We start from the raw sequence: 12,015 nt of genomic DNA, 5'->3' as shown, positions 1-12,015 counted from the left end.
TCATTGCTTGAGGAAGAAGTAAATTCGACCTTTTCAAGGTTTCGAGCTCAAGCAAAAACGCATGCCTCATTTGCAATCATATCCGTGGTGGAAATTTGGGCAAACGCCTATTTACCCATCATCCAAACGAGGAGAAAGCAAATGAACATTCGTCAGAAAGTACAGCAGTTCGTATCCCGCCGCCGCGCTATCCGTGAGCTCGGTGCAATGGACGACCATCTTCTTGCCGATATCGGTGTTTCGCGTTCGCAGATCCAGAGCGCAGTTTTCGGTAAGTAATAACTTATGGCGTGTCTCCCGAAGGATCGCCCCGTAAGTGAAAATCGAATAAAATAACAAAGCGTCGGTCTCCAGTCCCGACGCTTTTGTTTTATGTATCCCTTATTTAAATAGTTTTTCCTGGCCGACATTCTGGATTAGGTTCGGTATCGCGGTACGCTGGAACCGCTTGAATCCAGTCTTGTCCATCATCTTCTCACAGAATGCTAATGGGACATAATCCGTGCCTTTTTGGGACAGATTGCGATTGCGTGTATCCTGAATTTCAGTCAACTTGTACTTGCGGGGGCGGCGATGAAGGTACGGTCTTTCCGTTTTAACTGCGGTAGAATTGCCGTTCTTCATCGCTTCTATTTCATAGCAACGTTCTATTGCCGGTGCATGTTGTCATACCAAGTCATTGCCAGTAAGAAGTTGGAATGCAGGAGTGCACGTAGATCTACCTCTTGCATCATCGGGCGGTCTCAGGCTTATCTGGCTGCCCGATGATGCAGAGGAAGACTCAAGATGGACATTGTCTGGCGCGGAATTCTGATCGGGATCGGCGCAACCATAGTAATGGATTTATGGGCACTTTTGCTTGCTGCAATGCCCGGACAGGCACGTCCAAACTGGGGTCTGGTGGGACGCTGGTTTTGGCATCTTCGGCATGGGCGGATTTTCCACGACGATATTTCCTCTTCTGCACCTTATAAGCATGAAGTAGCGCTCGGCTGGATCGGGCATTATGCAGTCGGCATTCTTTATGGCGTGATCTTTGCCATTTATGGTGGCGCGGAATGGTTTTCTGATCCAGTATTTTTCCCGGTTTGGATATTTGGTATACTGACGGTATCGGCGGGGTGGTTTTTATTGCAACCGGGCCTGGGAATCGGTTGGGCGGCGTCCAAGCTGCCAAATGCGCGCAATGTGCGACTGCTCAATCTTATAGCGCATACATTTTTTGCTCTTGGCATGTACGGAACGGCCTTGCTCCTGCAAAGCTCATTCCAAACAGTCGGTTAGAATTTGCAGAGCCGCATTCACGAACTGTCTTTTTTGAATCTGTTTCAAATATTTCCCGCAAATGAGTGACTGGCGCGCGGTGAAATCTCAGTCCACACTAAATCATGTCAACAAACTGGCATTCACGCGGCAGAACTGTGCTTTTGTCCGCGATGGGTGTATGGGGAACATGTCCGCCTGCAAATCTGCAGCGGCAACTAACATTATGGCAATCGCATAGGTTGCTTCAACTCGACACATTTGCGGGGCGCAATAGGTTGCGCGTCGTGATTTGACGCGAATTGGGGCGCTAAATTGACGGGCGCTTTGCCTTGGAGGGACGATGCTCGAAAAGCTGTTCAAATTGCAGGAACACGGCACAACGGCGAGAACGGAAATTATTGCCGGCGTGACGACCTTCCTGACGATGTCTTACATCATCTTCGTAAACCCGGATATTCTGTCCACTACGGGTATGGATCGAAACGCCGTTTTCGTTGCCACCTGCCTTGCGGCAGCTCTCGGCTCGATCATCATGGCGCTCGTCGCAAACTGGCCAATCGGCATGGCGCCCGGCATGGGTCTTAATGCCTTCTTCGCCTTCACCGTTGTTGGGGCGATGGGTTTTTCCTGGCAGCAGGCACTCGGTGCTGTCTTTATTTCGGGTATCATCTTCCTGATCCTGACCGTTACAGGTGTACGCCGCTGGTTGGTGGAGGGTATTCCACATTCGCTGCGAAGTGCGATTGCAGCCGGTATCGGCATGTTCCTGGCTTTGATTGGTCTGAAAAGCGCTGGTGTGGTTGTCGGCAATCAGGCGACTTTGGTTGGCCTGGGTGATTTGACGAAGGCGGGACCGCTTTTGGCGATTGCGGGCTTCTTCATTATCGCGGTGCTGGACGCCCTTAAGGTTCGCGGTGCGATCCTCATTGGTATTCTCATTGTCACCGTGGCATCTATCGCTCTTGGCATCAGCCAGTTCGGCGGTGTTTTCTCAGCGCCGCCTAGTCTTGCTCCGACTTTCCTTCAGCTTGATGTGATGGGTGCTCTGCATACTGGCATTCTGCACGTCATTCTCGTTTTCGTGCTGGTTGAAGTTTTCGACGCCACAGGCACGCTGATCGGCGTGGCTAAGCGTGGCGGTCTGATTGAACCGGGGAAACCAAACCGTCTCGGACGCGCCCTTTTTGCCGACAGCACGGCAATTCTGGGTGGTTCGCTTCTCGGTACTTCGTCCACGACGGCCTATGTGGAAAGCGCATCCGGCGTTCAGGCGGGGGGCCGTACAGGCTTGACGGCACTGGTCGTAGCACTTCTGTTTCTTGCGGCCTTGTTCATTTCCCCGCTCGCTGGTTCTGTTCCAGCCTACGCGACGGCACCGGGCCCTTATCTACGTCGCTTGCCTGATGATGCGTGAATTGACCGAGATCGAGTGGCACGACGTAACGGAAGCTGCGCCGGGCTGCGCTGACAGCTTTGGCTATCCCGTTCACCTATTCGATTGCCAACGGTTTGGCCTTCGGTTTCATCAGCTATGTCATCCTCAAAGCCTTCACGGGCAAGGCACGTGACGTGCATCTGGCTACCTGGCTGGTCGCTGCACTTTTCGTCATCCGCTTCGCATTCTTTGCGGAGTAACCGTAAAGCGCCGGGCCGAAAAGGTCCGGCGTAATTCTGCAATAGCGGGAGGAACCAACTGTGCAGACGAATGAACTGAAACTGCTTGAAAAGCTTATTGAGGTTATCGAGCAGGACATCATTCCGCTGACTGAGCGAGGTGTTGCGGAAGGCAACAAGGTTTTCGGTGCGGCGCTGTTGCGCAAGTCAGATCTGTCTCTTGTTCTTGCTGAAACCAATAACGAGACCGAGAATCCGCTCTGGCACGGCGAAGTGCACACATTGAAGCGCTTCTATGAAATGCCGGAGAATGGACGTCCCGATACGAAAGACATGGTGTTTCTTTCCACTCATGAGCCGTGCTCCATGTGCTTATCGGCTATCACATGGAGTGGTTTCGACAATTTTTACTACCTTTTCAGCCATGAAGATTCACGGGATGCTTTCTCTATCCCGCATGATTTGAAGATCCTCAAGGAAGTCTTCACGCTGGAACCGGGCGGATACAACCGCGACAACGCTTTCTGGCATAGCCATTCGATTCCGAAAATGATGGCATCCTTGCCGGACGCCGATCGTTTGCGACTCCGCAAAAAGCTCGACGCGATTTTTGCGAAGTATGACGAATTGTCCGACACTTATCAGTCAAGCAAGGATGGTAACGCAATTCCTCTCAACTGATGAACAATCGTTTCTTATAGTCATACGCCTGAAATAGCCTCGTGCCAGAGGGGATGCGCGATACAGGACACCCCGTTCGCGCATTTTCCATGTCTGACAGGACGAGTATCATGACTTCTGACCACATAATATCAGCGATTGGCTTTTGCACTCCGGCAGGTGACGGCAATTTCAGCACGCTTGAAGGGGCAATCCGTAATATCGTCGAACTCGGTTCGGACGCTGTGGAATTGTCGCTTTATGGCGAGGAAATAATCTCAGGCGGCCGTCTCATTCCGCACCGCGTGGATCGCCTCGTCAATATTACCAGACAGTTTGACGTCCGTTACAGCGTCCACGGACAGATCGTTTCCAATTTCATGGATCGCGAACATCTTGAGTATCAAAAGGCAGTGGTCCGGGCGATGCTGGAACTCTGCGATCGTGTGGGAGCGGAAGTACTTGTTCATCATTCCGGCCACGCCACAATGCCTGCGCCTTCTCGCCTTCCCGACCTCGACAAGATGGAGCGGGATGCGCTCGGCGAAATGGCGGAACTGGCAAAGTCTTATGGCGTCCGCATCGCGCTGGAAAATATCTTTGCAATGAGCGATGCCGAGTATCGGCAGACACCGGCTCAGGTTGCCGAAACGGTCGCTGCGGTCAACCACTCTTCCGTCTGCGGGCTGATCGACTTCAGCCATGCTTATATTGAGTGCAGTCGTCTCGGAATCGATTGGCGTCCGCAAATTCGTGCCATGGCTCCGGTAACCGGGCATCTGCATGTTCATGACAGTTTTGGTCGCCCTTACACGATGACCAAGTTTTATCATCCTGCGGAGGCAACGGCGCTCGGTATTGGCGATCTGCATCTGCCGATCGGTTGGGGCGATATTCCGTGGGACGAGATTTTCGATGAACTGACTTTTTTGCCCGATACCTTCCTGATCATGGAAATCGGGGAAGATCGTTTCAGTACCGAGCAGGCTGATAGTCTTGCGCGTGCCCGCAAGCTCGCCGAACGAGTTAACAGCCGCCGGAAAGCCGCTTGAACGAAACAAAACAGGCCGCGTGACGAGCGCGGCCTGTTCGAGTTTTCAAATTGTTTTTATTTCCGAATTTCGCTTAGCTGCTTTTGCACCGCATCGATGACGTCGTCGCCGATCTGAGACTTGTATTTGGCGTAGATCGGCTGGGATTTTTCGAGCATGCGCGCGTGCTCTTCCGGCGAAAGCGTGTTTACTTCCAGACCCGCTTCCTTGATCTTCTCGAGTGACTTCTGGTTCAATTCACGAATGACCTTGCGTTCTACGTCGCGTCCGACAACGGCGCATTCACGCAAGGCGGCTTGTTCCTCAAGGGAATATGTGTCGAAGATCGGCTTGGAATACAGGAACAGGAACGGCGTATAGGCATGCTTGGTTTCTGTCACATATTTCTGCACTTCGTAGAATTTTGAAGTATCGATGGTGACGTAAGGATTTTCCTGCGCATCGATGGCCTTGGTTTCCAGCGCTGAGAAGATTTCACCGAAAGCCATCGGTGTGGCATTGGCACCGAAATTCTGGAATGTGTCGAGGAAGATGTTGTTCTGCATCACGCGGACTTTCATGCCGCTGAAATCTTCCCATTTGTTGACCGGATGTTTTGAGTTTGAAAGGTTTCGGAAGCCGTTTTCCCAATAGGCAAGATTGACGAGGCCGACGGCCGCGAGCTTTTCGTCCATCATTTTGCCGAAGGGGCCGTCGACGACGGCATCTGCCTCTTCATCGTTTGCGAAGAGGAATGGCAGATCGAAAACGCCAAGCGCTGGAACTATCCCGACGAGGGGCGACGACGAGGTTACCACGCCTTCCTGCACACCGGAACGCAGTGCCTGCGTTGCCTGCAAATCGCCTCCCAGAGCTCCACCCCAGAAGGCGGTTATCTTCATTTTGCCACCGGACTTTTCAGCAAGGCATTCATTCATTGCCTTGATGCCATTGCCGACTGGATGATCCTCGTTGATGCCATTGGAGACACGAATGTTGCGCTCCTGAAATTCGGCAAGAGCGGGTACGGTTAGCGCGGCCGCCATCAGGGCGGTTGTTGCCAGCATAAGCAATTTCTTCATTGAACTCTCCTCCCAGAGTTGATGTTAAACCTAATGCAGCCAGTTCATGGGTACCAGTACGAGACTTGGGAACAGAACCAGCAGGAACAGCACGATCACTTGCGAAATCAGAAATGGATTGACGCCAGCGACCACTTTTCCGAGCGGCACCTTTGAGACGCCGCTCACCACATTCAGCACGACGCCGACCGGCGGCGTGATGAGCCCGATGCTGTTGTTCATAATGAAAAGAACGCCGAAATAGGCCGGGTCGATCCCCGCCTGTTTGACAATCGGCATCAGGACTGGCGTCAGGATGAGGATCGTCGGCGTAAGGTCGAGTGCTGTTCCGACGACGAGCACAAGTATCATGATCGCAAACATCAGCAGTTTCGGACTGTCGATCAGCGGCGCGATGTAACTGCTGATTTCAGCCGGGATATTTGCTGCCGTTATCAACCATGACGACACCAGGGCCGACGCGACGAGAAACATGATGACGGATGTTGTTTTGGCAGCTCGCAAAAACACGCCGTAAAGATCGACAAATCTCAGTTCGCGATAGATGAACATGCCGACAAAAAGGGCATAGGCTGCGGCAACCACAGCCGCTTCTGTCGGTGTCATGACGCCCATACGGATGCCGCCAAGAATGATCACGGGCATGCCGAGCGCCCAAAGTGCACGTCCGGTCGCCTGCAGCCGATCTTTGCCGGATTGCTTGGGAAGCACCTTGAGATTGTCTTTTCTGACGACGATCTGCCAGGTGAAGAGTAACGCGATACCCATCATCAGACCGGGCACTATCCCGGCCATGAAAAGCTGCGTTATCGATACGTTGGCAGCAACCCCAAACACGATCATGGCCATGGATGGCGGGATAACCGGCGCGATGATGCCGCCTGCCGCCATCAGTCCCGCAGACCGGGGGATGTTGTAGCCCGCTTTCGCCATCATGGGGACTAGGATGGTTGCCAGCGCCGCAGTGTCCGCAGCGGCGGAACCCGAAACGCTGGCCATGATGATGGCTGCGAGAATGGCAACGACGCCGAGGCCGCCGCGAATATGCCCGACGCAAGCTATGGCGAAATCAATGATGCGGCGGGACAAGCCGCCGGAATTCATAAGCTCACCAGCCAGAATGAAAAACGGTATTGCCAGCAGCGTGAAGGAATCCACGCCGGCAATCATGTTCTGCGCGATGATCTGCGTGTTGAACATCCCCATGTACCACATGAGAACCACACCGCAGAACATGAGCGAGAAAGCGATCGGAACGCCGATAGCCATGGCGCTGAGAAGCGAGCCGACAAATACTACGAGCGTCATGTCGTCTACTCCATCAGATGGTCGAGCGAGTGTTCGCCCGCAAAGGTGGCAATTTCCTCATCGGTCAAACGACCGGTGACAGCGCGCAGGAAGCGCTCGGCGGCAATGATGAACATTGCGCCACCCGTGAATAACCCGACGCCGTAAACCCAGATCATTGAAAGTCCCGTGACGGGTGCGACCATGCTGGCGTTGATGTCGAACTGTTTCCAGGTGCCCCAGAAGAAAATCCCGGAACAAAGCAGGACGATCAGATAACTGATTGCCATGCAGGTAACGCGCCCTTGCCGTCCAAAGCGAGCAACGAGCGACTCGATGCCCAAATGGCTATTCTCGCGAAAGGTGAGGACGGCTCCAAGAAAAGACACCCAGACGAAAAAATAACGCGCAAGTTCTTCCGATACGGTCAGTCCAGAGTTTGCGGCGTAGCGCAAAATCACGTTGACGAAGACCATAATAGCCATGCCGGCGAGGAGGAAGACGAGAATTGCGCCAAGTATCTTGTAGAAGAAGTCTATGGCTTTCGTCATCTATGCGCCCTCAGACTTTATCGAGCAAATCGCGCGCTTGCAGGTTCTGGATCAGCGCCCTGATACCGAATGTCCATTCAGGACATTTGTCGGTCCGGTCGACCCAGTTGATGAGCCGTCCAAGCTTCGGCGTGGAAATCTCCACGCGGTCGCCGACTTCGTGGGTAAACCCTTGTCCCGCACCACGACGATCCTTCACGGGCGCGAACATGGTGCCAAGAAACAACACTGCGCCGTCCGGATACTGATGATTGCGGTTCATCATCTGTGACGCAAGATTTTCAGGATCGCGGCTGATCGCTTCCATAGGGCTTTCGCCGGTCATTTCGAAACCGTCAGCCCCATGAACCGTCAGCGACAGCTTGAGTTTGCGCAATACGTCCATAGTGAATTGGGCGTCGAACAAACGAACAAACGGGCCGATAGCGCAGGAAGCATTATTGTCCTTCGCTTTACCGAGCAGTAAAGCCGAACGACCTTCCACGTCTCGAAGATTGACGTCATTGCCAAGAGTTGCGCCGACAATACGTCCATCCGAGGCGACAACCAGGACCACCTCGGGTTCCGGGTTGTTCCATTGGGAAATGGGCAGAATGCCGACGGTAGCGCCGCATCCAACGGCCGACATCGGCTGAGATTTGGTGAAGATTTCCGCGTCGGGCCCGATACCCACTTCCAGATATTGGGACCAGAGTCCCATTTCCTGAAGAAGCGCCTTGACCTCCGCAGCCTTTTCGGAGCCTGCCACGACGCCGCGCAAATTGTCGCCGATAACCGGCGCCAGACGTTCGCGAATTTCGCGGGCTCGAGAGGGATCGCCTTTGGCCTGTTCTTCAATCACGCGTTCAAGCATGCTGTCGGCAAAGGTAACGCCTGCTGCTTTGATGGATTGCAGGTCTATGGGAGCGAGCAACTCCCCGCGATCACCGGAAAGATAATCATCCAGAGAACCGAGGTTTGGATAGCTCTCGGTATTCTCCAGTTCACTTATTAGCGAACGGCGTTCCAGAAGGCCCGAAACCGTAGCTGACAAGCTGGACAGATCGTGCACATGGCCATTTTTGACCAATACAGGACAAGGACCGTTTTCGGCTTTCGACCACACACGGCCAATCAAAACCGCTGAGTGGCTGTCTTCAGGCAGAATCAACGTTGCTTTCAGTTCACGCTTGTCTTGCACAGATATCCTCCCAATGTATGGCCGTTTCCCACGGGCCATATGTTGTCAGGATGCCTGACAACAATAGTACTATTATTAGCAGTCCAGAATTGAGTCCAGCCTTGAGACGGCTTTGAGCTCAAAAATTAGATCGATCTGTTTTTCTTCGGCCGACGGTATAGGCTTTGTCCATTTCGGAGCTGAGGGCCATGCCCAGCCCGGTACCGGGCGGAACCGTAATCATGCCGTCCTTGACTTCGGGCAGGGCGGTAACAAGATCGCGATACCATGTTTTGTAGAACGCGCGGACGCTTTCCTGAATCAGGGCATTTGGTGCGTTGAGCGATAGATGCGTCGAAGCACACAGAACGACCGGTCCGGTGCAATCATGTGGCGCGACCGGAAGATGCCAGGCTTCGGCCATAGCAGCGATCTTCCGTGCTTCAGAAAGGCCACCACACCAGCTCAAGTCAAGCATGACGACGCCGGCCACGCCTGTTTCCAGAAGATCACGAAATGCCCATCGGCTTCCTAGAGTTTCGGAGGCACAGATAGGTGCAATGCTGGCTTCTGCATAACGTTTGAGACTGCCGAGACTGTCCATCTTGATCGGGTCTTCGTGCCAGAAAGTCTTGAATGGCTTGAGTTCACGGGCAATCTGCATGGCGGGCAAGAGCTGCCACATGGAATGGAACTCGACCATGATATCCATGCGATCACCGACCGCCGCCCGGATTTTTTCAAAAGGCTGCAATGCCGCTTTGAGATCGGGTTGAGAGATATACTGCCCGCGTGTCTTTTCTGCCGCCATGTCGAATGGCCAGATTTTCATCGCCGTTATGCCTTCTTCCAGCAATGAGAGGGCAAGTTCATCGGCATGGTGCAGGAAGCCGTTCAGATCGTCGTAGCTGGCTCCGGAACCGGCCAGACCGTAGTTGCCGGATTGCTGGCCGGTAGCCTTCTTGATGTATTCGGTTCCGGCGCACGTATTATAAGTGCGGATGGATTGACGACTGAAGCCGCCGAGAAGCTGAGCGATAGGGAGATTGGCAGCTTTGCCGTATAAATCCCACAGGGCGATATCGAAAGCGGAGTTGCCACGCACTTCCGCGCCGGTTGAACGGAAACCGAGATAGCCCACAAGGTCAGAGGCCAGCAGATCGATTTGCAACGGATCGCGACCTAGAACACGCGGCGCGACATATTCGTGCAGATAGGACTCGACCGTCTCGGACATGAAAAAGGTTTCGCCGAGGCCGGTGATTCCTTCATCTGTATGAACTTCCACCCACAAAAGATTTGGCCGTTCGGCGATGCGAATGGTTTCGATTGCTGTGATCTTCATTGCACCTCCCAATGCAACTGCTTATCAGGCGCTAATCTTGAGGAACGTCGTTGAGCTTTTCGATATGAAGAAGCAGGGCGCTATGATCCTTCTCGCCTCCGCCGTCTTCAACGAAAGTCGCAAAAGCCTCTCGCACGGTCTCGGTCAACGGCAATTTCAAGGACAGGTCGCCTGCGGTCTTCAGGATCGAGTTGAGGTCTTTCAACTGAATGCGCGATGTGCCTCCTGGCTTAAAATTGCGGTCGATCATCCGTTTGCCGTGGAGTTCGAGAATGCGGCTTTCACAGAAACCTCCGCGGATGGCATCGCGGAATGCGGCACGCGACCCGCCGCCTTTTTCGACAAGAACCATTGCCTCTGCGATTGCCCCGATGGTCACGGCAACAATCTGTTGATTGGCAAGTTTTGCAAGCTGGCCGGCACCTGACGGACCCACGCGCGTGAGGCGTCCCAACGGTTTGAACACATCGGCGAGGGTGGCGATAACCGCTTCATCACCTCCGGCCATGATGGCGAGTGTACCTTCCTGTGCACCGACCACGCCCCCGGAAACCGGCGCGTCGATATGATTGACGCCCGTCGCCTCCAGACGCTTCGAATGCTCGCGCGCGAAGTCCGGCGAAATTGAACTCATGTCGATGACTATGCTGCCTTTTTTCAAGACAGCAGCGACACCTTGCTCAAAGAGGACATCACGTACCGCTGGTCCATCGGTCAGCATGGTGATGACGATATCGGCGTCCACCCCCGCCTTTGCGGCGGTTTGAGCGAGCTTGGCACCTTTTTCCACAAGGGGGGCAGACTTGGCGCTGTTCCGGTTCCAGACCGTTACGTCGAAGCCTGCATCCAGAAGCCGACCGGCCATTGGTGCGCCCATCAGGCCGGTACCGAGAAAAGCGATCCTGCATTTCAAAGCTTGCCTCCCATTTCATCTTCGATGTGAACGCGAATGATCTCATCAAAGGAGGTTTCGGCGGTGAAGCCAAGGGCCTGTGCGCGTTTAGCCTCGAAACCGGGCGCCCACCCTGCGACCATGCGCATGATCATTTCATCTGGCTCGCGTCGGATGAGTCGGACGGCCTTATCGCCAGCAACGCGGCGCAACGCCTCAATCTGCTCACCGACGGTGGCGCTGAGACCAGGCATGGAAAGATTGCGACGCGCACCGACCGCTTCCGTATCGATAGTGGCTCCATGAATCAGAAAGCCCACCGCTGAGCGCGGCGAAGCATGCCAGTGCCGAACCTCTTCAGGAACAGGTAATATGGCTTCCTGACCGGAGAGCGGTTCGCGCAATATACTGGAGAAAAAGCCGGATGCAGCCTTGTTCGGTTTGCCCGGCCTTATGCAGATCGTCGGCAGGCGGATGCCGATACCGTCGAAGAAGCCGCGTCGCGTATAGTCGGACAAAAGAAGTTCGCTGATTGCCTTCTGCGTGCCGTAACTGGTCAACGGCGTCGTATGAAATTCATCCGGGATCGGATAGGGCAGCGGAGCGCCAAAAACGGCGATGGAGGATGTGAAGACCACACGAGGCTTATAGCCATCGGCAACGTGCGCAAGTCTGATTGCATCGAACAGATAACGTGTGCCGTCCAGATTAATTCGATATCCTTTGTCGAAATCCATCTCTGCTTCACCGGACACGATTGCCGCTAGGTGAAAGATGACATCAGGCCGTCCTGATACGATCTTCTGCGCGGTTTCCTTGGTGGATATATCCGCAGCCAAAGTGTCGACCGATCCTGCGAAGCCGACTGGAGGTTCTGCGGCGACGATATCGACAAGCGTGAGCTTCTCTACGGGGATATCCCCGAGACGGCCATCGTTGGAAAGGCGCTGCGCTAATTTGCGGCCCACCATGCCAGCGGCGCCGATGATTGCGATATGCATCCAGAAATCTCCTCCCTGCCTTGCAGCCACTGACACTCAAATGATGCAGACTTGGCTGTGGAACAACACTTATCCAATCTCCCGCAGATTCATGTTGTAGGGTTGTCTGATAACCTTATATGTAAGC

The 12,015-nt window shown here is 54.0% G+C and carries 11 protein-coding genes and 1 pseudogene; 5 read left to right on the top strand and 7 right to left on the bottom strand.

The window, feature by feature from the left end; genetic code table 11:
* The first annotated feature begins 141 nt into the window (after positions 1 to 141).
* The 5 genes and pseudogenes from OINT_RS23090 (at position 142) to OINT_RS16505 (ending at position 4,592) form a co-directional block, all read left to right on the top strand.
* Positions 142 to 279 (top strand): DUF1127 domain-containing protein, encoded by a 138-nt coding sequence (locus tag OINT_RS23090; RefSeq protein ID WP_006471330.1) that lies wholly within the window; start codon positions 142 to 144, stop codon positions 277 to 279.
* Positions 280 to 786: 507 nt separating this feature from the next.
* Positions 787 to 1,284, top strand: a complete 498-nt coding sequence (locus OINT_RS16520) for a DUF2938 domain-containing protein (RefSeq protein ID WP_006469022.1) — start codon at positions 787 to 789, stop codon at positions 1,282 to 1,284.
* Between the two features lie 322 nt (positions 1,285 to 1,606).
* Positions 1,607 to 2,901 (top strand): annotated as a pseudogene (locus tag OINT_RS16515) (NCS2 family permease).
* 60 nt (positions 2,902 to 2,961) lie between these two features.
* Positions 2,962 to 3,561: a nucleoside deaminase gene (locus OINT_RS16510; protein ID WP_006469021.1), complete on the top strand. Its 600-nt coding sequence runs from the start codon at positions 2,962 to 2,964 to the stop codon at positions 3,559 to 3,561.
* A gap of 110 nt (positions 3,562 to 3,671) precedes the next feature.
* Complete coding sequence (locus tag OINT_RS16505; protein WP_006471328.1) at positions 3,672 to 4,592, top strand: sugar phosphate isomerase/epimerase family protein; 921 nt, start codon at positions 3,672 to 3,674, stop codon at positions 4,590 to 4,592.
* A gap of 56 nt (positions 4,593 to 4,648) precedes the next feature.
* Here the strand turns inward: OINT_RS16505 and OINT_RS16500 are convergent, their stop codons facing one another.
* The 7 genes from OINT_RS16500 to denD form a co-directional block, all read right to left on the bottom strand.
* The gene (locus OINT_RS16500) at positions 4,649 to 5,653 is read right to left on the bottom strand and encodes a TRAP transporter substrate-binding protein (RefSeq protein ID WP_006469019.1); all 1,005 of its coding nucleotides are present in this window, start codon (positions 5,651 to 5,653) and stop codon (positions 4,649 to 4,651) included.
* A gap of 30 nt (positions 5,654 to 5,683) precedes the next feature.
* The gene (locus OINT_RS16495; protein WP_006469018.1) at positions 5,684 to 6,961 is read right to left on the bottom strand and encodes a TRAP transporter large permease; all 1,278 of its coding nucleotides are present in this window, start codon (positions 6,959 to 6,961) and stop codon (positions 5,684 to 5,686) included.
* A 5-nt stretch (positions 6,962 to 6,966) separates the two neighbouring features.
* The gene (locus OINT_RS16490; protein WP_006469017.1) at positions 6,967 to 7,491 is read right to left on the bottom strand and encodes a TRAP transporter small permease; all 525 of its coding nucleotides are present in this window, start codon (positions 7,489 to 7,491) and stop codon (positions 6,967 to 6,969) included.
* Positions 7,492 to 7,501: 10 nt separating this feature from the next.
* A complete protein-coding gene (locus OINT_RS16485; RefSeq protein ID WP_006471327.1) occupies positions 7,502 to 8,671 on the bottom strand; it encodes a fumarylacetoacetate hydrolase family protein in 1,170 nt (389 codons plus the stop codon).
* A 118-nt stretch (positions 8,672 to 8,789) separates the two neighbouring features.
* Entirely contained in the window at positions 8,790 to 9,995 is a 1,206-nt protein-coding gene (locus tag OINT_RS16480; protein ID WP_006471326.1) for a mandelate racemase/muconate lactonizing enzyme family protein, read from the bottom strand.
* A 31-nt stretch (positions 9,996 to 10,026) separates the two neighbouring features.
* Positions 10,027 to 10,908 (bottom strand): NAD(P)-dependent oxidoreductase, encoded by an 882-nt coding sequence (locus tag OINT_RS16475; RefSeq protein ID WP_006469014.1) that lies wholly within the window; start codon positions 10,906 to 10,908, stop codon positions 10,027 to 10,029.
* On the bottom strand, positions 10,905 to 11,888 hold the full coding sequence (denD, locus tag OINT_RS16470) for a D-erythronate dehydrogenase (protein ID WP_006471325.1): 984 nt from the start codon (positions 11,886 to 11,888) through the stop codon (positions 10,905 to 10,907). Before denD ends, OINT_RS16475 begins: the two co-directional genes overlap by 4 nt.
* Between the last annotated feature and the right edge of the window lie 127 nt (positions 11,889 to 12,015).

The sequence above is a fragment of the Brucella intermedia LMG 3301 genome, assembly GCF_000182645.1.
Lineage (GTDB): Bacteria > Pseudomonadota > Alphaproteobacteria > Rhizobiales > Rhizobiaceae > Brucella > Brucella intermedia.
Note: the sequence above shows the minus strand (reverse complement) of the source record. Positions and strands in the feature narration are given on the sequence as shown.

Bases quoted from the DNA above. Each gene is read 5' to 3' on its own strand.
- OINT_RS23090 (WP_006471330.1), top strand. From the start codon at position 142: ATGAACATTCGTCAGAAAGTACAGCAGTTCGTATCCCGCCGCCGCGCT.
- OINT_RS16520 (WP_006469022.1), top strand. From the start codon at position 787: ATGGACATTGTCTGGCGCGGAATTCTGATCGGGATCGGCGCAACCATA.
- OINT_RS16505 (WP_006471328.1), top strand. From the start codon at position 3,672: ATGACTTCTGACCACATAATATCAGCGATTGGCTTTTGCACTCCGGCA.
- OINT_RS16500 (WP_006469019.1), bottom strand. From the start codon at position 5,653: ATGAAGAAATTGCTTATGCTGGCAACAACCGCCCTGATGGCGGCCGCG.
- OINT_RS16495 (WP_006469018.1), bottom strand. From the start codon at position 6,961: ATGACGCTCGTAGTATTTGTCGGCTCGCTTCTCAGCGCCATGGCTATC.
- OINT_RS16490 (WP_006469017.1), bottom strand. From the start codon at position 7,491: ATGACGAAAGCCATAGACTTCTTCTACAAGATACTTGGCGCAATTCTC.
- OINT_RS16480 (WP_006471326.1), bottom strand. From the start codon at position 9,995: ATGAAGATCACAGCAATCGAAACCATTCGCATCGCCGAACGGCCAAAT.
- denD (WP_006471325.1), bottom strand. From the start codon at position 11,888: ATGCATATCGCAATCATCGGCGCCGCTGGCATGGTGGGCCGCAAATTA.